Source organism: Aerococcus vaginalis, from assembly GCF_053762225.1.
The window spans coordinates 214,717-237,988 of sequence record NZ_JBSMYC010000003.1 but is presented as its reverse complement, the minus strand read 5'-3'; the positions used below and the strand labels follow the sequence as shown (position 1 = coordinate 237,988).

At 45.2% G+C, this 23,272-nt stretch carries 21 protein-coding genes, 2 tRNA genes, 2 rRNA genes and 1 riboswitch; of the genes, 17 read left to right on the top strand and 8 right to left on the bottom strand.

The window, feature by feature from the left end:
* The 4 genes from ACWOEX_RS05165 to ACWOEX_RS05150 all read left to right on the top strand — a co-directional run.
* Positions 1–98 (top strand): 23S ribosomal RNA (locus tag ACWOEX_RS05165); the annotation flags it as partial.
* A gap of 83 nt (positions 99–181) precedes the next feature.
* A 5S ribosomal RNA gene (gene rrf / locus ACWOEX_RS05160) occupies positions 182–297 on the top strand.
* A 17-nt stretch (positions 298–314) separates the two neighbouring features.
* A tRNA-Asn gene (locus ACWOEX_RS05155) sits at positions 315–388 on the top strand.
* Positions 389–412: 24 nt separating this feature from the next.
* A tRNA-Thr gene (locus ACWOEX_RS05150) sits at positions 413–485 on the top strand.
* Positions 486–960: 475 nt separating this feature from the next.
* On the opposite strand, the gene ACWOEX_RS05145 is transcribed toward ACWOEX_RS05150, so the two are convergent.
* Positions 961–2,358: an MFS transporter gene (locus tag ACWOEX_RS05145; protein ID WP_455298483.1), complete on the bottom strand. Its 1,398-nt coding sequence runs from the start codon at positions 2,356–2,358 to the stop codon at positions 961–963.
* Positions 2,359–2,591: 233 nt separating this feature from the next.
* Positions 2,592–3,989 (bottom strand): MFS transporter, encoded by a 1,398-nt coding sequence (locus ACWOEX_RS05140; RefSeq protein ID WP_455298481.1) that lies wholly within the window; start codon positions 3,987–3,989, stop codon positions 2,592–2,594.
* A 649-nt stretch (positions 3,990–4,638) separates the two neighbouring features.
* Between ACWOEX_RS05140 and rsmG the strand changes: the two genes are divergently transcribed.
* The 8 genes from rsmG to ACWOEX_RS05100 all read left to right on the top strand — a co-directional run bounded on the left by rsmG (position 4,639) and on the right by ACWOEX_RS05100 (position 10,468).
* Positions 4,639–5,361 (top strand): 16S rRNA (guanine(527)-N(7))-methyltransferase RsmG, encoded by a 723-nt coding sequence (gene rsmG, locus ACWOEX_RS05135; RefSeq protein WP_455298480.1) that lies wholly within the window; start codon positions 4,639–4,641, stop codon positions 5,359–5,361.
* 160 nt (positions 5,362–5,521) lie between these two features.
* Complete coding sequence (locus ACWOEX_RS05130) at positions 5,522–6,292, top strand: ParA family protein (RefSeq protein ID WP_455298478.1); 771 nt, start codon at positions 5,522–5,524, stop codon at positions 6,290–6,292.
* Positions 6,279–7,229 (top strand): ParB/RepB/Spo0J family partition protein, encoded by a 951-nt coding sequence (locus ACWOEX_RS05125; protein ID WP_455298476.1) that lies wholly within the window; start codon positions 6,279–6,281, stop codon positions 7,227–7,229. The genes ACWOEX_RS05130 and ACWOEX_RS05125 overlap by 14 nt, the downstream gene beginning before the upstream one ends.
* Before the next feature lie 11 nt (positions 7,230–7,240).
* On the top strand, positions 7,241–7,456 hold the full coding sequence (locus ACWOEX_RS05120; RefSeq protein WP_455298475.1) for a DUF951 domain-containing protein: 216 nt from the start codon (positions 7,241–7,243) through the stop codon (positions 7,454–7,456).
* A gap of 9 nt (positions 7,457–7,465) precedes the next feature.
* Complete coding sequence (ychF, locus tag ACWOEX_RS05115) at positions 7,466–8,563, top strand: redox-regulated ATPase YchF (protein WP_455298473.1); 1,098 nt, start codon at positions 7,466–7,468, stop codon at positions 8,561–8,563.
* Between the two features lie 9 nt (positions 8,564–8,572).
* Positions 8,573–9,313, top strand: coding sequence for a DUF1129 domain-containing protein (locus ACWOEX_RS05110; protein ID WP_455298472.1), 741 nt, complete (start codon positions 8,573–8,575; stop codon positions 9,311–9,313).
* Between the two features lie 259 nt (positions 9,314–9,572).
* Positions 9,573–9,926, top strand: a complete 354-nt coding sequence (locus ACWOEX_RS05105) for an AlbA family DNA-binding domain-containing protein (protein ID WP_455298470.1) — start codon at positions 9,573–9,575, stop codon at positions 9,924–9,926.
* Positions 9,927–9,973: 47 nt separating this feature from the next.
* On the top strand, positions 9,974–10,468 hold the full coding sequence (locus tag ACWOEX_RS05100) for an ATP-binding protein (protein WP_455298468.1): 495 nt from the start codon (positions 9,974–9,976) through the stop codon (positions 10,466–10,468).
* Positions 10,469–10,552: 84 nt separating this feature from the next.
* Here the strand turns inward: ACWOEX_RS05100 and ACWOEX_RS05095 are convergent, their stop codons facing one another.
* On the bottom strand, positions 10,553–11,761 hold the full coding sequence (locus ACWOEX_RS05095) for a carboxylate--amine ligase (RefSeq protein WP_455298466.1): 1,209 nt from the start codon (positions 11,759–11,761) through the stop codon (positions 10,553–10,555).
* 125 nt (positions 11,762–11,886) lie between these two features.
* Here ACWOEX_RS05095 and ACWOEX_RS05090 point away from each other — a divergent pair, with 125 nt between their 5' ends.
* The 5 genes from ACWOEX_RS05090 to ACWOEX_RS05070 all read left to right on the top strand — a co-directional run bounded on the left by ACWOEX_RS05090 (position 11,887) and on the right by ACWOEX_RS05070 (position 17,485).
* On the top strand, positions 11,887–12,429 hold the full coding sequence (locus tag ACWOEX_RS05090) for a thioredoxin domain-containing protein (RefSeq protein ID WP_455298464.1): 543 nt from the start codon (positions 11,887–11,889) through the stop codon (positions 12,427–12,429).
* Positions 12,430–12,577: 148 nt separating this feature from the next.
* Positions 12,578–14,059: an IMP dehydrogenase gene (guaB, locus tag ACWOEX_RS05085; protein ID WP_455298462.1), complete on the top strand. Its 1,482-nt coding sequence runs from the start codon at positions 12,578–12,580 to the stop codon at positions 14,057–14,059.
* Positions 14,060–14,219: 160 nt separating this feature from the next.
* On the top strand, positions 14,220–14,924 hold the full coding sequence (locus ACWOEX_RS05080) for a response regulator transcription factor (protein WP_455298460.1): 705 nt from the start codon (positions 14,220–14,222) through the stop codon (positions 14,922–14,924).
* Positions 14,924–16,087: a sensor histidine kinase gene (locus tag ACWOEX_RS05075; protein WP_455298458.1), complete on the top strand. Its 1,164-nt coding sequence runs from the start codon at positions 14,924–14,926 to the stop codon at positions 16,085–16,087. Before ACWOEX_RS05080 ends, ACWOEX_RS05075 begins: the two co-directional genes overlap by 1 nt.
* 12 nt (positions 16,088–16,099) lie before the next feature.
* Positions 16,100–17,485, top strand: a complete 1,386-nt coding sequence (locus tag ACWOEX_RS05070) for a D-alanyl-D-alanine carboxypeptidase family protein (protein ID WP_455298456.1) — start codon at positions 16,100–16,102, stop codon at positions 17,483–17,485.
* Between the two features lie 76 nt (positions 17,486–17,561).
* Here the strand turns inward: ACWOEX_RS05070 and ACWOEX_RS05065 are convergent, their stop codons facing one another.
* The 5 genes from ACWOEX_RS05065 to tenA form a co-directional block, all read right to left on the bottom strand.
* Entirely contained in the window at positions 17,562–18,905 is a 1,344-nt protein-coding gene (locus ACWOEX_RS05065; protein WP_455298454.1) for a D-serine ammonia-lyase, read from the bottom strand.
* A gap of 120 nt (positions 18,906–19,025) precedes the next feature.
* Positions 19,026–20,054: a PTS sugar transporter subunit IIC gene (locus tag ACWOEX_RS05060; protein WP_455298452.1), complete on the bottom strand. Its 1,029-nt coding sequence runs from the start codon at positions 20,052–20,054 to the stop codon at positions 19,026–19,028.
* A gap of 253 nt (positions 20,055–20,307) precedes the next feature.
* On the bottom strand, positions 20,308–21,159 hold the full coding sequence (locus tag ACWOEX_RS05055; RefSeq protein WP_455298450.1) for a pyridoxamine kinase: 852 nt from the start codon (positions 21,157–21,159) through the stop codon (positions 20,308–20,310).
* A 35-nt stretch (positions 21,160–21,194) separates the two neighbouring features.
* Entirely contained in the window at positions 21,195–21,896 is a 702-nt protein-coding gene (locus tag ACWOEX_RS05050; RefSeq protein ID WP_455298448.1) for a helix-turn-helix transcriptional regulator, read from the bottom strand.
* A 167-nt stretch (positions 21,897–22,063) separates the two neighbouring features.
* Positions 22,064–22,747, bottom strand: a complete 684-nt coding sequence (tenA, locus tag ACWOEX_RS05045) for a thiaminase II (RefSeq protein ID WP_455298446.1) — start codon at positions 22,745–22,747, stop codon at positions 22,064–22,066.
* 124 nt (positions 22,748–22,871) lie between these two features.
* A riboswitch (TPP riboswitch) is annotated at positions 22,872–22,972 on the bottom strand.
* Positions 22,973–23,272 lie beyond the last annotated feature (300 nt).

Sequence of the window (23,272 nt, the reverse complement as noted above, 5' to 3'; positions counted from 1 at the left end):
AGTAAGAGCCCTGAGAGACGATCAGGTTGATAGGCTTGGAGTGGCAGTCTGGTGACAGATGAAGCGGACAAGTACTAATCGCTCGAGGACTTATCCAACGGATAAGCAATGATGATACGAAATGGTTAGCGTAGTTGATTGATTCAGTTTTGAGCGAATAACGCTCCAATAAAAAACATTGTGCGGTGGCAATGGCAAGAAGGATCCACCTGTTCCCATCTCGAACACAGCCGTTAAGCTTCTTAGCGCCGAAGGTAGTTGGGGGTTTCCCCCTGTGAGACTAGGACGTTGCCGTGCAGTGTTTTTTATTTTATTCCGCAATAGCTCAGTTGGTAGAAGCGCTTGACTGTTAATCAAGATGTCGTAGGTTCGAGTCCTACTTGCGGAGTCTGATTCCTAGATATGAATCCTTGCTGCAATAGCTCAGTTGGTAGAGCGTCGCCTTGGTAAGGCGGAGGTCACGGGTTCAAATCCCGTTTGTAGCTTCGTGTAGTTGCTCTCACCCTGATGGTGGGAGTTTTTTCTTGTCTTCATATTTTTATATTATCTATCCTTTCTAGATATAGTTGTTGTAAATGTCTGATAAGAGACGATATAGAGTAACAAATATTAGCCTATGCTTTATCTAGTTGATTCGTGATTATGAAACTCCAGAGTGACAGCTGATGTCTTTTACAGCGATAATTAGTAACAAATACTAAAGAATTGCTTTGTCTGAATATAGAAATATTGTTCTCAAGAGGATTTCCGGTATAATTTTTTAAAATTATCGATTGCATTTACTTCTATTAGATACTTAAAAAGTATTAAGGGAGGCATTTTTGATGAAGAAAGTAATCTTTTATGTCTTATTGTTCATTGCGTTTTTAATAAAGAAGAAGAACGTAAATAATTAATCTGAATGCATAAAGAAACCCCTAGCTGCCACAGAAGCAACTAGGGGTTGTTTGTATTTATTGCTTATTTCTTGCTAGGTCTGAGCACAAAGAGTGCTACGATCACACCAGCAAACCCGATAATGGCTAACATGCTGAATACGGATCTAAAACCAGCGACAGGATCATTGGTAACACCGAAGAGGTAAGTTGCCAATGATGAGCTGATAACGGCAGATAATGAGTTAGAGAAGTTTACTAACGCAGTACCGGCAGAGAGTTCTTCTGGTGATAACAACTGTTGCGCAGTTGGTGTAATGGATACAGAACGGAAAGGTTCGGAGATCCCACACATTGCGAACGTGAAGAAGAAGATCCATACAGGCATAGATGATGAAATGAACATCAATGGAATAAATCCGATTGTTACAAACAATGCAGTAGCGACCGTTGATGTCCAAAGATTGCGCTGCTTCTTACCGGCCCAAGCACCAACGATCGCAGGTAAAATGATCGTTAAAATGGTACGTGGGAGTGGGAATAACCCAACCATCTGACTGTCAGCATTCATCAACTGATAAGCAGCAGCTGAACTGTAAGACATCAGCGGGGTTAAGTAACAGAAAGCTACCATCCCAACGAAAGTCAACGCAGTGAAACGTACATTTTTGAAGAGATATATAGGAATCAATGGTGACTCACCGTTGTTGTGGCGACGACTTTCGTAGGAAACGAAACCTGCGATCATCGCGAGAAGGATCGGCATACCGATGTAGATGATTGGATGAGACCAACCAACGACAGGTAAACGATCGAAGAGGAACACGAACAAAACGACAGTCAGTGGCATCAATGTTGCACCGACACCATCAAACGAGATGTCCGGGTTACCTTTTGTCTGTGGCATGACAAACATAATCAGTAACACACCGATAATCGGTAGAATCGCTGTAATATTAATAGACAGTGCCAACATCCCACGATCGATAAAGAATCCTGCCAACAGTGGGCCAAGGAATGTGCCGAGCGCCATCGCACTGGCAATGAATCCCATATATTTCGGTACGTTCTGTTCATCCGTTAAGAATTTAACGATGACGTAAGGCCCAGTAACATAGGCACCGATCATCAAACTGAGCAAGGTTTGCACGATGGTGAAGAGCCAGAATGATGGCATAAACGGTAAAACGATGAGCGCGATAGCTGCGGCGATTGGTGGGAAAATTAAGATATTTTTCAATCCCACAATATCACTCAGCTTCCCACCGATTGGGGTCATGATTGGTAACCCGATCGAATTGATCACGGTGGTGAGTGAGAAGAACTCAACCGCATCGTATTGTTCTAAGACTGGCATCATTACGGCAGAAATCGCACCGACTGATGACCAGACAAAGACCATATATAAACAACAAGCAAGTAAAATCGTCATTCGCTTACTCGCGGGTAACTCACGAAGTTGCTCGCGGGGTATAGCTTTCATAGCATTTCTCCTTTTTCTAAAAAACTATTAATATATCTATTCTTTGATTATATCACAAAGGTTAGTGCCATAGAAATGAATATCTGACAGATTTGTAGATAAATATAACATATATATTGTGAAAATTATTCAGACACATATTTTATAATATACGCATAAAAAACATGTTGACTTTTCATCGCATTAAAAAAACCGGGCACTTAAAACTAGCCCGGGGGTGTATTTATTAATGATTAATTTTTACGTGGTCTGAGACCGAATAAAGTAATCAATAATCCGATAAATGTGATCGCTGCAAGCATACCGAAGACGGAACGGAAACCGACTGTTGGGTCGCTACTGATTCCGAAGAGGTATGTCGCGAACGATGCACTGATGACGGATGATAATGAGTTCGCAAAGTTAATTACGGCTGTACCTGCAGAGAGGTCTTCTGGTGAAAGTAACTGTTGCGCAGCTGGTGTGAGGGATACGGAACGGAAAGGTTCAGAGAGCCCACACATTGCGAATGTAAAGAAGAAAATCCATACAGGCGTTGATGACGAGATGAAAATCAACGGTAAAAACGCGATAGTTTCTGAAGCTGCAGTGATTAAAATGGCCTTCCAAAGGTTTCTCTGTTTCTTACCAGCCCAGGTACCGACAATCGCTGGTAACACGATCGTCAAAATGGTACGTGGCAGTGGGAACAAACCGACGATTTGACTATCAGCATTCATCAACTGATAAGCTGCGGTTGAACTGTATGACATGAGTGGTGTTAAGTAACAGAAACATGCCATCCCAACGATAATTAATACTGCGAATCGTGTGTTTTTGAATAAGTGAACCGGAATTAACGGTGCACCGCTATTCTTGTGTAAACGGTTTTCATAGTAAACAAATACGGCGCCGAGGACGCTCAGAACGGGTAGACCGATAAAGATTGTTGGGCTCGACCAACCGACTGCAGGCAAACTATTGAACACGTACACGAATAAGATCAGTGTGACTACCATTAACGAGGCACCAATGGTATCGAATGAAATATTCTTGTTTCCTTGCATTTTAGGCATTACCGTAAAAATAATGGCTGCCCCAATAAATGGAAAAATGGCGGTAATGCTGATAGCAAGCGCAAGCATGTCTCGATCGTATAAGAAACCAGCCAACAGCGGTCCGAGGAATGTTCCGAGTGCCATCGCACTAGCTAGGAAACCCATGAAGCGTGGCACGTTTTGCTGATCGGTTAAGAACTTAACGATAACGTAAGGACTGGTGAGATAGGCACCGATCATCAATGTAATTACAAATTGAATGATCGTGAATATCACGAATGATGGTGCGTACGGTAGTAGTAATAACAGGACACCGGCAATAATTGGCGGGTAGAGTAACATATTTTTGAGTCCAACAATATCACTCAATTTCCCACCGATTGGCGTCATAATTGGCATCCCAATCGTACTAATAACAGTTGTTAGTGAGAAAAACTCAACGGCATTATACTGTTCAAGAATGGGAACTGTTAAAGCAGAAATAGCGCCGACAGATGACCATGTAAAAGCCATATAAAAACAACAAGCAATAAGAATAGCAATACGTTTATTTGCGGGTAACTCTCGCAGTTGCTCGCGTGGTATAGCTTTCATAGCATTTCTCCTTTTCTAAAAAATAATAAATATGAACATATCTATCGATGATAGCACAAATGTGTGCCTTCATCGTAATGGATGCAAAAAAAATCCTTAACCACCGATCAGTGATTGAGGATAGTGAATGTTAATGATTAGTTTTTGCTGTCTACCTTGAGGGCAAATGTCGATATCAATAGGGCGATAACCGCAATAACAACGAAAACTAACGCAGCGAAGCGTTTGTTTTTGAAAAGATGTACCGGAATTAGCGGTGAACCACCTGTTTTGTGTTTGCGATTTTCATAGTAGATGAAACCACACGCTAAAACGATGAAGATTGGTAAACCGATTATATCATAGAATACTCTTTCGCATATCACTTACTGACACAAATATAAGAAAAAGCAACAATCTGGATAGCGTTACTATTTGTGAACGATTGTTGTACAAGGATTTGAGCATCAATGCAATGTAACTGCTTAAGAAGCGATTATTTTTTGAATACACGAAGTAATCGTATCAAATGCCTTCATGCACCGTTTTCTAACATCGCTAAAAAATTCTATAGGTCACCCGTTATTCGAGAAACATAACGGTGAGCGGTATGGTTTCGCGCGTTTTTCTTGTTATACTGGAGGGGACGCTATAGCTTTTGGAGGAAAATATGGATACAGAAGCATTCAAAACCGCTGTCAAGGACCTCGGTGTCGAACTGACAGCTCAACAACTCGAACAATTTGAACAGTTTTACGACTTGCTGGTTGAATGGAACCAGAAAATGAATTTAACAGCGATTACCGAAAAACCAGACGTTTATCTGAAACATTTCTACGACTCGTTGACGATGATTCCAGAACTGCAGGAATTATTGGACGTCCGTACGCTTCTCGATGTCGGTGGCGGAGCTGGTTTTCCGAGTATTCCGCTCAAGATCGCTTTACCTGAACTGGAAATCACAGTACTGGATAGCTTGAAGAAACGCATGACGTTCCTAGATACCGTGATCGAAGCGCTCGGTTTGGAAGGGATGACGACAGTTCACGGCCGTGCGGAGATCGTTGGACGTGATAAAAAATACCGCGAACAGTTCGATGTCGTGACGGCACGTGCAGTGGCACGCATGACGGTATTGAGTGAGTACTGCTTGCCGTTCGTGAAACCTGATGGCACATTTATCGCGATGAAAGGCAGCAAGGGCGAAGCCGAGCTCGAACAGGCCCAAAAAGCGCTCAACGTACTCGGCGGCAAAACGACGAACGATCGCGCGTTGGAATTACCGGGTGAAGAGGGCGAACGTCACATCATTACCGTGAAAAAAGTAAAGTCGACGCCGAATACTTACCCGAGAAAAGCAGGGACGCCGAATAAACAGGCGATCGGTGAATAATAATTCGTCGGTTGTCTGAATAACTTTTTAAAATTAGTGGTATTTTTTGATACAATAGATAGGAATACAACAGCGAGGGGATGGGTGTATCATCCCTGAATGAATGCGAGGGAACGGAGACGCCTTCGTTCCTTTTTTTAATGATAAGGGAGGTTAAACCATGGGAAAGGTCATCGCTATCGCCAATCAAAAGGGCGGTGTCGGTAAAACCACGACCGCGGTTAATTTAGCAGCGAGTATCGCTTACGAAGGTAAGAAGGTTCTCTTGATCGATAGTGACGCGCAGGGGAATGCGACGGGTGGACTCGGTGTCAATAAATCCGAAGTACCGCATGATCTCTACGATGTATTGATTAACGATGTCGAAATCAAAGAAGCCATCGTGGATACGTCACGCGAAAATATGCAGATTGTCCCAGCGACGATTCAGTTGGCGGGTGGTGAAGTTGAATTGTCTTCGATGGCGCATCGTGAACGCTTGATGAAGTATGCGGTCGAAGCGATCAAAGACGATTATGACTTTATCTTTATTGACTGTCCGCCAGCGCTCGGGAACTTGACAATTAATACGTTCACGGCAGCGGATAGCGTACTGATTCCAGTGCAGAGTGAATATTACGCATTGGAAGGGTTGAGCCAGTTATTGAGTACCATTCAACTCGTTCAGAAACACTTCAATTCCGACTTGAAGATTGAAGGGGTATTGATGACGATGGTTGATACACGAACCAACCTCAGTAAGGAAGTCATCGAAGAAGTGCGCCGTTACTTCGGCAAGAAGGTCTACGAGACCATGATTCCACGTACCGTTCGTCTCTCCGAAGCGCCGAGTTACGGGCAGGCGATTATTGATTATGATAAGAATTCGCGAGGTGCCGAAGTCTATCTCCAACTGGCAAAGGAAGTGCTCGAAAACAATGACCAAGCGTAAGAAGAATAAAGGGTTGGGACGTGGGATCGATGCACTATTTTCCGATCCGTTATCCGCGTTGAACGATGAAACCACAGAAACACCGACGGAACCGCGTCAACAGACGTATATCGATGATTTAACCGACGATTCCGTCCCTAATGAAAGTGTGCAGGAACTTGCGATCAAGGACATCCGTCCGAATCCGTATCAGCCGCGCCAACATTTTGATGAAGAGGCGTTAGCGGAACTGGCGGAATCGATCAAAGCATCCGGCTTACTGCAGCCGATCATTGTGCGTCAATCGTCTGTCAAAGGCTATGAGCTCATTGCCGGCGAACGTCGCACGCGTGCGAGTCAACTGGCAGGGATGACGACGATCCCAGCGATCGTTCGCCAGCTGAACGACGAACAGATGATTGCGTTAGCGGTTGTCGAAAATCTACAGCGTGAGGATCTCACACCACTCGAAGAGGCGGCAGCGTACCGTCGTTTGATGGATCAGCTGAATATCACTCAGAAACAAGCGTCTGAACGCCTCGGAAAGAGTCGTTCCTACATCGCGAATATGCTCAGACTTTTAGACTTGAACGATGATGTGAAACAGCTCGTTCAAGAAGGCAAACTATCAGCTGGACAGGCGCGCACCTTGCTCGGGCTCAAGAGTAAAAAGGAACAGTCACGCCTCGCGCATCAAGTGGTCGAAGAGGGGATGACCGTCCGTGAGCTCGAGAAGAAAGTTAGTGCATTAAACGAACCGGCCGATAAAATCGAAGTGAAACCGGTCGTTGAACGTCCAGCGTATCTCAGAGAGAATGAGGATCGCTTGATGGATAAATTTGGAACGAACGTTCAGATTAAAGATCGTGGCGATCACGGTAAGATTGAGATTGAATATTTATCTGAAGACGATCTGATGCGTATTTTGGATATTTTAGAGATTCGAATTGATGATTGAGAGGGATCGAGATGGTCAATAAAGATTACGATTTGAATGACGTCGTTCGTATGCGCAAACCCCATCCGTGTGGTGAGAATTCGTGGAAAATTATTCGCCTAGGTGCCGATATCCGCATCAAATGCCAAGGATGCGGGCAGTCGGTCATGATGCCTAGACGCGAATTCAATCGCAAGATGAAGACCGTCATTCAATCAGCTCAGGAAGAAAATGAAAAGGAAGCGTGAAAATAGTCTATGTCATTAACTGCGGGAATCGTAGGCTTACCGAACGTCGGTAAATCTACTTTATTTAATGCGATTACAAAATCATCCGTTGAAGCGGCCAACTACCCATTCGCAACAATCGACCCGAACGTCGGTGTCGTGGAAGTGCCAGATGACCGCCTCACGAAGTTGAGTGAGATGTATCAACCGAAACGTACGGTACCGACAACGTTCGAGTTTACCGACATTGCTGGTATCGTGAAAGGTGCCTCTAAGGGTGAAGGGCTCGGAAACAAATTCCTCGCCAACATCCGTGAAGTGGATGCCATCTGTCATGTGGTACGTTGTTTCGATGATGAAAACATCACCCACGTGAGCGGTGGTATTTCACCGAAGGACGATATCGAAACGATCAACCTCGAGTTGATTTTGGCCGACTTGGAATCTGTCAACAAACGTTACGAAAAAGCCGTCAAAGCTGCAAAATCAAAGCAACACGATGCGGTCGTTGAAGCTGGTGTTTTAGAAAAATTAAAAGCCGCATTGGAAGATGGTCTGCCAGCACGTACGGTTAAATTTACCGAAGAAGAAGCACCGTTCGTGAAACAGCTCTTCTTACTAACGATTAAACCGGTACTTTACGTCGCAAACGTCGACGAAGACACCGCATCAACTGGTGACAACGAATACGTTCAACAAGTGCGTGAAATCGCGGATGCGGAAGGTGCTGAAGTCGTGGTCGTTTCTGCGCGTTTGGAAGAAGATCTCGCCGGACTCGATGAGGAAGAACGCGAAATGTTTATGGCCGACTACGGGTTGGAAGAATCCGGATTGGATGTCGTAATCAAGCATGCTTACGCACTCTTGGGGCTCGAAACCTTCTTCACAGCAGGTGAAGATGAATGTCGTGCCTGGACGTTCAAGAAAGGCACCAAAGCCCCACAGGCCGCTGGGATCATCCATACCGACTTCGAACGCGGCTTCATCCGCGCCGAAACCGTTTCTTATGAAGATTTAATGGCAGCCGGAAGCATGTCTAAAACCAAAGAAGCCGGTAAATACCGCTCTGAAGGTAAGGATTATGTCGTTCAGGACGGCGACATCATCGTTTTCCGCTTCAACGTTTAGGAGGATTTCATGGCTCTATTTGAGAAAAAACAAACTGAAGAAGAAAAACGCGAGAGTGCTGAGCGTCAAAAACAGCTGATCGCGCAAAACAAAGAACTTGAAAAACAGCTCACTAACAAGAATCAGGCCTTTTTCCATCAGTTCCATAAATTGATGGAAGGGCACACGTACCGCAAAGAACGCCAGCCGGATGAAGTGGATAACGCGATTCTAACCCGTTTGGTTGAAGGGCAGAAGAACAGCGAAACGGCGAATCAGATTTACGGGACGCCAACGGATCTCGTGAAATTTGTGGAGAGTGCTCCGACACCAGAAGAACTCGCACCGCCGACATTCTGGGATCAAGTGGTCGATAGCGGTCTCTTCATTACCGCTCTATTTGCGGCATTGGCTGCCTTGATGCAGTTGTTTAACGCAACCGCAACCGAAGCAGCCAGCGCAGCAGGTGGTGCGATGTTTGGCCCGATTGCGATGATCGTCAACTTCTTCTGTGGCGGAATCGCGATGGGCATTCTCGCCAAATACCAACCGAACATGAACGCACCGAAAGGCCAACGCGGGATTCCGAAATACTTACTCGTGTCTTTCGCAGCCGTAGCGATCTGGTTGTTTATCTTGACGATGGTGGTCGCCATCGTTCCGGAACGCTGGAACCCACTCCTCCCTACGTTCCTCTACCTCGTCATTGCGGTTTTGGCATTCATCGGCCGTCACTACTTCAGAAAAAGCAAAAACTTTGTGAGTCTATAAGATTGAAACGCATCACTTGCCTAACAGCGGGAGGTGCGTTTTTTGGTTCTGTTTTGAGACTTAAAAATTTACGTTGCATTTTACGTTGCACTTGAAACGTAAATACGTATCAAAATGCAACGAAAAGTGAATCGTAAAATTTTACGTTTCACTTTTGCGTAAGGATTGCTACGATAAATATGTGAGGTGAGACGATGAATGACTGTGAAACGTATAATTTAGAATTCAAATCAAAAGTATCAGATGTTTTTTAAAAACGGTGAGTGCCTATGCGAATTATAATGATGGTACCATTTTGTTTGGTGTGGATGATAACGGCTGTTCCTTGAATCTCGAGGATTTGAATACTATCGCATTAAATATTGAGAATAAAATCAACGACAGTATTACGCCACGCCCAGAATATCAGCTAGAAATTGATGAGGATCGGCAGCTGGTTGTCTTGAAGGTGTTCGAAGGAGAGTATAAACCTTACTTATATAAGGACAAAGCGTATATGCGACGTGATTCATCGAGTCTGCCGATTGCTGACTGCGAAGAGTTGAAGCGATTGCGATATATCAACGCTACTATCAATAAGAAAAAATTGAAGGTTTTTATCGTCAAAAAGTAGAACTGATACCAGAAGATGCGTTCCGAGAAGCGATTGCGAATGCATTAGTGCATAGTGATTGGAGCATTTCAGCTGCCATTAAGGTTGAGCTGTATGATGATTATATTGAAATCTCCTCACCTGGTGGGTTGCCGCGTGGTATCAGTGAAACGGAATATGTCAATGGACAGATTTCGATTCTACGAAATGAAAAAATCGGTAGTTTATTCAATCGTTTAGGGTTGATTGAACGTTTTGGAACAGGCATAAAACGCATTAAATCACTCTACGAAGGCAAAGTTAAACAGCCACTCTTTCATGTGTCAGCGCATGCTATCGTCATTCGGTTACCCTTGCTGACGGATACTGTTCAAGGTGTGAGTGAGAGTGCAGCTGTGGTCTTAGAGTTGTTGTCACATCGTAAGGCTTTGAGTCGATCTGATATTGAAGCACAGGCTGGTTTTGAAAAAAGAAAAACGCTTAGGGCATTAGATCAGCTGATCGAAGAAAATTTAATTCAAAAAATCGGTCGTGGTCGCGGTACAAAATATGAGAAACTATAACAATCATTCAATAGATAGACACATAAAAACCCCCAGGAGTCAGCGGTATTCGCTAATCTCTGGGGGTCCGTTATTTATGGGTGATTACCATTTGGCATTTTTGTATTTGTCGCGGTAGCGGTACTGACGCACGGCGAGGTATGGTTTTCTCAGTGGGTGATGGTCGTTCTTGTAGAATAACGGATTACCCCACTGGTTGTTTTTGATCAATGTCATCGCTTCGTCGTGAATCTGTGGATCCTGGATGTAGTTGTCCAAGATGTACTTAGGTACGACGGAGAATAGATTTTCCGCATTGATGAATGTGCAGTCGTGGGATTTGTGGTAGACTACGTCGTCCACGAGATATTTGGCGAGGTTGTGTCCCGTCTGTGTGACGTAGTAGCTGGAACGGCCCTGACGCACGTTGATTTCGAAGACTTTTAGCGTGTCTGTGCGCTTGTCGTACTTCATATCGAAGTTTGCGAAGCCGACGTAGTGGATGTCTTCGAGGAATTTTTTGAGTTTTTCCATTTGCGGACGGTTGTAGCGTGAGAGGATCGCGGTGTAGTTACCGATCGCGGTCGATTGGTGTTCTTGGAGTGCGACCTGTCCGAGTGAGACGAACTGCGCTTCGCTGTCGCCATTCATGTAGACGACGGAATCCCAGTTATAGGTGTCGTCCCCTTCGATGTATTCCTGAATCAAGAGTTTACCGCTGTAGCCACCACTCGCGATGTTTTCGATCGTGTTCTTGATTTCCGTCATGCTGTTGAGACGATAAACTTTCGCCTTGCCTGGGAACGGATGCGCGTTATATTCGACACTGTTGTTCGGTTTCAAAATGACCGGGAACTGCTTAATCTCGAAGTTGATCGGGTCACCCATTTGGTAGATCTGAGTGTCCGGAATATCGAGACCGTGTTTTTCGGCCAATTCGTAGAAGCTCGCCTTGTTTTGAATCATATTCAGCATGTCTTCAGAGAGCACGCGGAAGTGGTAGTACGGCTTCAAGGCTTCCTGGTTCTCGATGATGAGGCGGACGTATTCGTCGTTCGTCCCAACGAGTACGAGCGGCTGTTTGTCGTAGTGGAGTTCGTGGGCGTAGTAGATTAACGCTTTGACGAACACCTCAGGGTCGCTCGATAAATGTTCAACTAATTTTGTTTTCTGAAAAATATTACTGTATTTGGTGTAGCCGAGTTTCATCTGGCCGATGAGATAAGGCTTTACACCGTATGCTTCGTGGAAAGAGGCACCCATATGATAGGTATTCAAATCGGTTCCGATGATTACGGGAATAAAATCTGCCATCTTAGCTCAAAAGCCTCACTTTCTAATCTGTTTCTGGATGTGTCAGGAGATCTGACATATTCCCCATTTTACCACAGTTATTTTCATTGGCGCATCGAATACGTATACTAGATGTAAGGAGGGATATGATGATAGTTGATACGCAGCAAATCAGTATGAAAGATACGATCGTGGTTGGGGATCCAAAGGCACCGGTAACGATCTATGAATACATTAACTTGCGTTGCCCGGACAGCCGTAACTACGAGATCGAGCGTACGCCGCTGCTCAAAGATTGGATTGAAGCAGGGCAGGTGAAGCGTGTATTGAAGCATTGCGATTTCGATCGCGGGGTCTTGCGTTTAGGTGGTGTGTTGAACCGCTACTTACCGTACGGCGATGATGCCAAAGCCTACGCCTGGGTTCATCATTTCGCCAAACATTTCGAAGAATGGCGTCCGTTTGAGACGGCGGATGCGATCCAAATGCTCGCTGAAGCGCAGGGCCTCTTAGAGCAGGCGGGCGCTGATGAACGTCACGCGCGCGTACTCGCGGAAGCGGAACAGCTCGGCATTACTAAAATTCCAACCGTTATCGTTGGTGACACCGTATTTGAGGAAGAGGTTGATGAAGCAGCCTTAAAAAAAGCAATCGCTGACGAATTAAAATCGCATAATATCGAACTTTAAAAACAAAATATTCAATAAATGTTCATTTAATAAGTAAAAAACGTTGACATCACTAAAAAATTTGCTATTATAGTCGTTAAAACAATTAACCGTTGAGTCATCAAAAGCCGAACGTCACAAAGGTATAGCAAAGGAGTGTCCGCAAATCATGTCTGCATGGGAGACAAAGTTTCAAAAAGAAGGATTAACATTTGATGATGTATTATTGGTGCCGGCTGAAAGTCACGTTGTACCAAACGAAGTAGAATTAGGCGTTGATTTATCTGATAGTATCCACTTGAACCTGCCGATCATTTCTGCAGGGATGGACACAGTAACCGAATCTGAAATGGCAATCGCGATGGCGCGCGAAGGTGGTTTGGGTATCATCCACAAGAACATGACTACCGAACAGCAAGCCAACGAAGTCAGAAAAGTTAAGAATGCGGTTAACGGAATTATTCAGGATATCTACTACCTATTTCCGAACGATTCAATCAAAAAAGCCGAACAATTAATGGTTGAAAAAGGCATCAGTGGGGTCATGATCATCGACAGCGAAGATGACCGTCATTTGGAAGGTATTTTGACGACGCGTGACGTGCGTTTCGTTGAAGACAAGGATCAACCGATCAGTTCTGTCATGAGTACTGAAAACGTGGTTACCGCACCAGTTAACACCACGTTGGAAGAAGCCAAACACATCTTACAACAGAACCGTATCGAAAAATTACCGCTCGTTGACGACAATAACCGTCTCGAAGCGTTGATTACGTTCAAAGACATCATTAACGCCGAAGAACATCCAAACGCTGCTGTGGACAGTCAGGGACGCTTACTCTGTGGGGCAGCAGTTGGTGTAACTTCTGATACGTTTACGCGTGCCGAAGCATTGATCGAAGCGGGGGCGGATGCGATCGTTATCGATACGGCACACGGACACTCTGCTGGTGTTATCCGCAAAGTCAAAGAAATTCGCGACCAATTCCCAGACGTGACATTGATTGCCGGTAACGTCGCAACAGGTGAAGGTGCGCGTGCCTTGTACGAAGTCGGTGTCGACGTTGTTAAAGTCGGTATTGGTCCTGGTTCGATCTGTACAACACGTGTGGTTGCTGGGGTAGGTGTTCCTCAGATCACAGCCGTTTACGATGCCGCAACGGTAGCGAATGAATTCAATAAACCGATTATCGCTGACGGTGGGATTAAATATTCCGGTGATATCGTCAAAGCCTTAGCTGCTGGTGGCCACGCAGTAATGCTCGGTTCTATGCTCGCTGGTACTAAAGAATCACCGGGCGAATTGGAACTTTACCAAGGTCGTCGTTACAAGACATACCGTGGTATGGGTAGTCTCGGTGCCATGGAAAAAGGGTCATCCGACCGTTACTTCCAGGGCGAAGTGAACGAAGCCAACAAGTTGGTGCCAGAAGGTATTGAAGGACGCGTGGAATACAAAGGTAGCGTCAGCGGTATTCTTTACCAGATGGCTGGTGGTTTGCGTTCCGGTATGGGTTACGTTGGTGCTAAAGATATCATCGCACTCCGTAACGAAGCACAATTTATCAAGATGAGTGGTGCTGGTTTGCGTGAATCGCACCCACACGATGTGCAAATCACTAAAGAATCACCAAACTACTCATTCAAATAATCAAATGACACATTAATTCGGAGAAAGGATTCCTGAAAGCGCTCGGGGATCCTTTTTTTAATGGAATCTTAAACGACTGAGGCTTGAATGTGGTAGTTTTCTCGGCAAACATTAGCTACAATAAAAGAAATACCAGACACCGAGAGAGGAGTGTGTCCTAATGAAGATATTAATTGTTGATGACGACAAAGAGATCGTCGACTTACTTGCGATTTATGCCGAAAATGAAGGATTAGAAGTGGTCAAAGCCTACGACGGCCGTACCGCACTCAAAACGATCAGCAACTATCCAGACTTAGATTTGATGATTTTGGATATTATGATGCCAGGGAAGGACGGTTTAACGGTGGTGAAAGAATTGCGCTCGCGTGATTCCTCACTGCCTATTCTCTTGCTCAGTGCGAAGTCCGAGGACATGGATAAGATTTCCGGCTTGACGACGGGGGCGGATGATTATGTCACGAAGCCGTTCAATCCGCTCGAAGTCATGGCGCGCGTGAAGTCACTATTGCGTCGCTCGGGTGCAAATAATGAAGAGAGCAGCGACACGATCAAGGTCGGCCCTTTGATCATCCACAAGGGTTCGCACGATGTCGAGACGGTCGATGGCAAGCCGATCCAGTTAACCGCATTGGAATTCGGCATTCTCTACTTGCTAGCGAGTCATCCAAACGAAGTGTTCAGTGCTGACCAGATCTTTGAACGGGTATGGCAACAGGATTCCGTCATCTCAGCCAAAACGGTCATGGTACACGTAAGTCATTTGCGCGATAAGATCGGGATGGCAACCGGTGGGGACAAGGTCATTTCAACGGTTTGGGGTGTTGGCTACAAGATCAGTGATCCGAGTAGCCAAACGGACTGATGAAGCGACGTCAAAAGAAACAGCAACAGCATGAGCCGATTGCACCGAAAGGCAAGAGTCACTGGCGGGTAGCGATTGAACTGATCATGGAAGCTATCGCCATCGCAGCGATTCTTCTGATCGGTTATTTCGGACTATTGTTTTTGATTATATCGGTTTTTGAAATTCTCTATCCCTACTTATTGTCGTACTATCCGTACTACGGGTTCATCTTCCCGCAAGTGCGTCGCTCGCTCGCCCTCGGGTTTACGTTTGTCTACGGGGTGTTTAGCCTCGTCATTATCGGCTGGCGTGTGCTGAGACGCTATCGCATCATTCAAATGGGGTTTATTCTGGATGAATTGCATTACGTGTCGCAGGGACATTACGACTATCAACTGTCGGATCGCCATCTCAACAGCATGCAGCCGATCGTCGAAAGTGTCAACCGCCTCGTCAATAAGACCGTGCGTGCGATGGAGGAAGAGCGTCAGATCGAACAGTCGAAGGACGAATTGATCGTCAACATGAGTCACGATATTCGCACGCCTTTGACGTCTATCATCGGTTACGTCGGTTTGATTCAGACGGGACAGTTCAGGGATCGCGATGAGGCTATTAAGTACGCCACCATCGCCTACAATAAAGCGCGTCACCTGCAGGATATGGTAGAAGACCTGTTTGAATATACGAAGGTCAGTCAGATTAACTTCTCCCTGTCCTTTCAAAAAGTTAACGTGGTGCGTTTGTTGGAGCAGTTGGCAGTGGAATTCGATATCGAAGTTTTTGAAGCTAATCGGGAATTGATAATTGACGCCGCAGCTGATGACATCTATACAATGATTGACAGCCAAAAGATGGTGCGCGTTTTCTCGAATTTAATCACGAATGCGTTGAAATACGGTGGCGACGGCAAATTTATCAAATTATCGGTCTCGCAGAATGAACAGACGACACGTTTTTGTGTGGCGAACGATGGGAATCAAATTCCTGAAGATCAGTTGACTCGTCTGTTTCAGCGCTTTTATCGTGCCGATCAGTCGCGTTCCACAAAAGGGAGTGGCCTCGGTCTAGCGATTGCAGAAAGCATCGTAGCTCTGCATCACGGCAAGATCTGGGCTGAATCGGATGCGGAGAGTACGCGATTTATTTGTGAGATACCGAATGAACAACCAAAAGAATAATGGGGGTGATGCATGATGCATAGGCATACCGTCAAATGGCTACAGGTATTAGGGGTTTACTGGCTAGCGGTGGTATTCGCATGTGTCATTTTATGGGGGCGTCCGCTCGTTGTGCGTGCAGAGAGTCTGACGGAATTTTCAAATACTGTCGATAGTGAGTATCCGTTTCAGTTCTCGTCTGCCATGGTGATCGATCAGGCAACCGGGCAGGTGCTCTATGAACATCAACCGGACCAAAAACAATCGATTGCGAGTCTGACAAAGGTGTTAACGCTCGATATCATTTACGATCACATCAAGGAAGGACATCTCAGCTTAGACACTAAAGTGCCGATCAGTAAAGAAGTGGCGGAATTATCGACGGTGGAAGGACTCTCCAACGTACCGCTCGAGGAATCCGAGGATTTCTACACGGTAGGACAGTTGATTGATGCGGCGATGGTTGCTAGTGGGAATGCAGCCGTTGTCGCTCTCGCAGAGAAAGTTTCCGGCTCCGAGGCAAATTTTGTCGACGAACTCACACATCATCTCAAGGATATGGGGATCTCCGATGTGAATTTAGTGAGTGCGACGGGACTCGGTGATGATTTCGCCGCGACATCGGGTGGCTTCTTCGGTATGAATCAGGTGAATCAGATGACGGCGCGTGACTATTTGCGTGCGGCGCGTCTGATTATCCGAAGCCATCCGGAAATGATGGAACGTTCAATGTCAACCTCAGTTACCATTACGGGACCGAGCGGCGCGACGCATACCGTTGAGAATCAGAATGAATTGATTCCTGGTATGGCGTTCGGCCGTTCGGATGTGACGGGTGGTAAGACGGGGACGCAGAGTGCAGGCGATCATGCTGTATTTGTGCGCGCAACGTTAAAGGACCGGAATGTACTGGCCGTGGTCATGGGAGACGGTGAGGATCCGCTGCGCTACCAAGATATGAGTGAGCTATTGGATATGCTGAATGCCAAGTTGGAATGGCATGCGATTCATCGTGCAGGTGAACGTGTCGGCGGTAACGATACGACCGTCTCCGTCCTCCAGGGCAATAAACAGCGAACGACCCTCTATTACGATACGAATGTCGGTTATTTTGCGCTAACGACGGATGATACTGAACAGGATTATCAGACCTTCTATAAAGACTCGGTCAACTACGATAATTCAGGACATCTGATCGTCAAAGCACCGCTCGAAACGGGTGAATCGGTAAACGAAATCTACTATGTCCCGAAAACACCGTACTTTGAAAAGTTGGATAATCAGTCTGACGTTTCGGTACGTGTCATGCCGACCGAATCGATCGATAGGGTGTCGTTCCTCGTTCGCATCACACGCATGATCAACGATATGATTCAAAGCTTATTGAATCCAGAAATGGCACCAGAAACAATGAATTAAACCAAACAAAATAGCGACCGCATCCAATAATGAATGCGGCCGCTATTTTTTATTTATATGAGGGGGAAGATGGTTCTTAGAGATCTACACCTAAGTTGTAGAATTCTTTCTTGTCTTCATCTGGAACCATGTTACCACCAGTAGACCAAGCGATGTGAGTAATGTTTTCAACTTTGTCAGTTAAACCTTGGTCTTTCAAGTATTTCTGACCTGCTTCGGAACCGAAGAATTTCGCAGGACCAGGTAAGCCGGCAACAGCAGCTGGTTCAAGCGCAATGTCTTCGGTATCTACTAAGCGAGTCAATGTCTTCTTCGCTTCGTCATCAGTTACTGTATAACCACCGTTGAAGAAGTTTTCCATGACGCGGGAAACGAAGTTAGATGTACGTGGTACAGCTAATCCGTCCATGACCGTCTTACCGTCGATACCGAAGTCGTATACGGATACGCCGGAATATTCGCCGGAAGTCAATGCCAAGAGTAAGGATGGCACATGTGTTGGTTCAGCGAAGAATGCGTGAACATTGTCGCCGAATGCGTGTTTCATACCGAGCGTGATTCCGCCTGGGCTACCACCAACACCACATGGAAGGTAAACAAAGAGTGGGTGGTCTTCGTCAACTTGAATGTTGTCTTCGTCTAATTGTTTCTTCAAACGGCTAGCAGCAGTTGTGTAACCTAAGAAGAGGTATTTGGAGTTTTCGTCATCTACGAAGTAAGAGTCTGGATCTTCGTCGGATGCTTGACGACCTGCAGCAACGGCTTCCGTGAAGTTCGTGTCGTGTTCGATAACGTCAACGCCGTTTGAACGCAAGTAGTCTTTCTTCCATTGTTTAGCTTCAGTAGACATGTGAACGATCGCAGTGAAACCTAATTTCGCAGCCATCACACCAACGGAAATACCCAAGTTACCAGTTGTTGCAACGACAACTTTCTTCGTGGAGAAGTAGTCTTGGAATTCTTTGCTGGAGAATTTAGCGTAGTCGTCAGTGAAACCAGTCAACAAGCCAGCTTCCAAAGCCATTTCTTCAGCGTGTACCAATACTTCGTAAATGGCACCGCGTGCTTTGATTGTTGCAGAGATTGGCAACAAGTCGTCACGTTTCAAGTAGAGTGTACCTGGAATGTCGACACCGTAACGTTCTGCTTCGTCTTTTTGGAAGTTAGTAACTTTAGAGATTGGTGATTCGATTAAACCGTCAGCTTCGACAGTGTCTTCGAAGTTGTCGCGAATGAACGGACGGAAACGTTCCAAACGTTCTTCAGCGTCTTTGATGTCTAAGTAAGTGTAGTCAACAACATCTTTGGCATCGATGAAGTTAGGACGTTTGTCGTTGATCCAGAATACAGGATCAAGGTTCATAACGTCGTTAATAATTGGCGATTTTTCAATGTATTTCTGTGTGTCAATAGAAGACATTAAAATTCATCCTTTCGTCTAATAATACGTGACATGGTTAGAGTAGGTATGGCATATTGTGTAACTGCTTTCCTACAATCACCCCCATTAAAGATAACGTTTTTATAGTTGTTTAACAAGTTATTTAGTTGATGGTTCTTTTCTCAATTCTGCAGCAGTCACAATCTTGCTGTTTTTGAAAATCAAAGAGAATACCCATCCGACAGTGACGGCAATAATCACACAGCCGACAGCGGCAATAATGACTTTGATCGCAGGGTTGTATGCGAACATGACAGCGAGCCCTGCAAACGGTGTTGCCGTACTTGAGGCGAAGTTTTGTAAACCGTAAAGTGCGATAAAGATACCACACAATGCACCGGATACCGCATTAGCACCGTACATAATAATCGGATTAGCTGACGTTAAGTCGACCTGCGTCTTTGGTTCGATAAATACCGCAAAGGTTTCACGGTTGGTACCGAATTTGAGACGGTGGAAGACCACCAAGTTCAACCAAGATGATCCCCAAATGGCCATTGTGGTCACACCCATCGGAATATCAACGAGCCCGAGCATCGCGGAGATGGCCATGGAACTGATTGGTGATGAACCGATAACGGACATCACGGCACCAATCACCGCTCCCATCAAAATCGTATTACTCTGTGCCGATGCGGTAATCGTGTTACCGATTTGGCTCAGTGTTGCATCGATAAGCGGGGTGCTGACCATCGCAATCGAGCGAGAAAGTGGCGCAACGACGATAATCATCGCGATCAAGTCGATACCTTCTGGCAACTTCTTAGCGATCCATTTAATCACGAACGCGGTGATGTAACCAGCGACTAGTCCAGGAACGATCCCGAAACCGTACACTGCGGCACCGGTTAACATGGCGTAAACTGGTGAAGCACCGATCGCTGAAGCCACCAATGCGGCCGTCGCGGTCCCACCGAGTTGTCCAGCAGCGTCCCCTAATTCAGTAAGGAACGGGATGTTAAAGACGTTACCAGCGAATGATGAGAGGAAGGCCTCGACCAGTAACGTGGCACAGGCAGCATCTGCGAAACCAGACATCGCCTTTGCCCCGTATGGTGCCTTGTAGGTAAATAGGGTAAACAGTCCAAGTACTAGGATGAGTAACCCGATACTAAATAAAAAATCCATGCGTGGGAGTAGCCTCCTTTCGGATAACAGATAAATGAGATAAAAACATCTCATTTACTAATAATTTATCAACAACGTCATTATAAAATCGTTTTCATGGCATGTCAACAATTATTATGCAAATAATAAAAATTTATCAGATGAGTTATAAAAACGTTGTCGTATCAACATTTAAAGGGGATACAAAATATTAAAAAAGCAGGTGTATCTGGCATACACCTGCTAATATTGAAGGATATTTAAGAATTAAATATTAAGCATGTAAGTTGCGAACGAACTGTGAGAGGTCACCAAGTGATTTTTCGAAGTCGAGACCGTCGCGCATCATGTTCGGGTTGTCGAGTGAATCTTCGATCATCTGAGGCAACGTCTTCACGGCGATTTCAGTAGCTTCCTTGAGTGACGCGCCGTTCACATGCGCACCGACTGCGATACTACCGAAGATATCACCGGTACCGTGGAAACTACCGCCGACGAGACGATCTTTGATGACGCCTTGTTCACCGGTTTCAGCGTCGTAGTAGAAAGCGCCCGTTTGATCGTTAGCGTCTTTACCACTACCCGTTAGGATGAGCGCGGTTTTTGACTTCTGGTTGATCTCTTCGATTAAGGATTCGACATGTTCGAGTCCTTCTTCCCCTTCAGTATAAGGAATATCATAGATGAAAGAAGCCTCCGTCTGGTTTGGCATGATCACATCGGCGGTTTCACAGAGCGTGCGCATCGCTTTAGCGTAAGCTTCGTCGAAGGCAGGATAGAATTCACCGTTATCAGCCATGACAGGATCGAGGTAGAATTTACCGTCATCTGTCAATAATTCTGGAATCGTTTCGTTCAAGTATTCGATCTGGTCGATACTACCGAGGTAGCCGACATAAGCAGCGTCGAACTTGAGATCTAAAGATTTCCAGTGTTCAACGATTTTTTTCATTTCTTCGTTTAAGTTCAAGAACGTGTAGTCCTCGAAGCCAGAAGTATGGGTGGAGAGTAGGGAGGTGGGTAATAACACACCGCTCAATTCCATACTACTGATAATCGGCATCGCAACCGTTGTTGAACATTTACCAAAGCATGAGATATCGTGGACAATTAGGACTTTTTTCATCGTTTAGTACTCCTTCTAAAATGATTAATACTTAACTAGTGTTCGTCGATCTGTCTTTGTTCCTCGCGCTTGATTTCTGAAAGGTAGCGGTAGACGCTCGGATCAGAAATGTTCAGCGTGCTGGCGACTTTCGGAATCGCACCTTTGATTTGGAAGATCCCTTTGCGTTTTAATTCGCGAATCAACGTCATTTTGTCGTTCTTCTTGAAGACACCGGAATGCGTCATATTCGCTTCGACATCGCGGACGGTACGGTGAATAATATCGGTGATATCGCTCGTGAGCACTTCAACCTCGTTTTCTTCACTCTTGCCGTCATAAGGTCTGAATTCACAGACGACGTTTTGGCTGCCTGGAATTAAATCGAGCAGGTTATTCACGAGGTCGCGCGCACGATAACGATCCGTGTTAATACACAGCATACCGAGCAGCTGGTTGTCTTCTTTGATGAAGAAGGTTGATCCGACCAGCTTGCGATCGTCATCGGTAACTACAGAATAATGCATGTCGTAGTCATTATCGAGATAGGCCTTATTTTCAATCTGTCTGAGACCGTAATTCGTCATGGGTGAGTTGACGGTTCGATGACTGATATGACCATTGATAATCTTATCAATATAGAAACCGTCCTTACCACCGTTGACATGAAGCACAATTTCATAGTGTTCACCAAGGATTTCCGCGAGAAAATCCATCAACATTCGATACGATGCGATGACTGGGTGCGATGACATCATGCCTCCTCCTTTCTGTACATGTAAACGCTATAATAACTTATTATCATCATTATAGATCGTTTTTCTCAAAAGTCAATCGTTTTGAGTAAAATTGTCAGAAAATTAATGAATTTAATGTACAAAAGTTAGGAAAAAGTGAGGCGTCGCACGGTTATTTTATTGTGAAATTAGTAGTCGCCGCGTTCAAATAAGAAACGTTCGTCGCTCGTCGCCATATTAAAGAATTGACGTTCGAACTCACAATTCTTGTAGAAGTTGTGTTTGATAACTTTGAGTTCGGCCTCGGATTTAGTTTCGCCAGCATCGTTTAGTACGCGCTGGAATAAATTTTTGACGTCCATGAAAGGCTCGTTGTAGAAGTCGACCCACCCCTTGAGAGAATTATCGTAGGTGAGGTTTTCGTTCTCTGCAATGAGGTCTGCTAGACGGAAGTAAACGTAAGGGCAGGCTGCCATCGTACTGAGTCCGAAGACAGGATCGGAATAGCGATAGGCGTTGTAGTACATATGCTTCACGTAATGATCGTCAGTCGGATACCATTCCTCATCGTCAATGACCGTTTGATAATCTACTTCAAGATAGTCGGCAAGAATCTGATGTGCACCGTTCGTTTCATTTAATACTGAGTCAACGAGGCGATAGAAATCACATTTCGTCTCAATATCCTCCACCTTCGTCATGAGTAGACCGTACAGGTTAGCAAATTCTTTGAGGTATTTACTGTCAGCACGTAGATAGCGATGGACAGCTTCCTTATCGAGATTACCGTTGATTACTCCTTGGATAAAATCTTCGTGATAGATCTTCTGAATCAATGGTTCGACACGATGATAGAGTTCGTCAGTTAACATCCAAACAAATCCTTTCTATATGACAGTGACGTGATCGCCATACAAAAAAGCGCACACCTATCATCCGAGCGTGCGCGCATATTGATATCTTGTATTTTAGGTAGACGCAATGCCTATGTCCACCTAAATACGGATACCACTTCCATCCGCCAGTATTACCCGTATCATGTATTAGGGGACAGGTTGTTAACCATCTCAGCACAAAAAGCGCCCCCAGTGGCTCATTTGTATGTATCCCCACTGTAGTTAACGCTTACTTGAATGTCAATTATGAACATTTGTGTATTTTGTTGTTGACAATAGAAATATTTTGTATATAATGACGTTAAAACTTGATTGTGACTAGTAATTACCTGATTGACAGTGACAGAGACAGCGCGGTTGGTGTGAGCGTTGGTCTAGGGTAGTGAATCCACACAATATCACGCGTACGAAATAAGTATCGCCGGTGTGTCCGTTATTGCACAGAGAGTTGCAGTCTATGACTGAATGTGGGTGGCACCGCGAACAGAGTCCCTTCGTCCC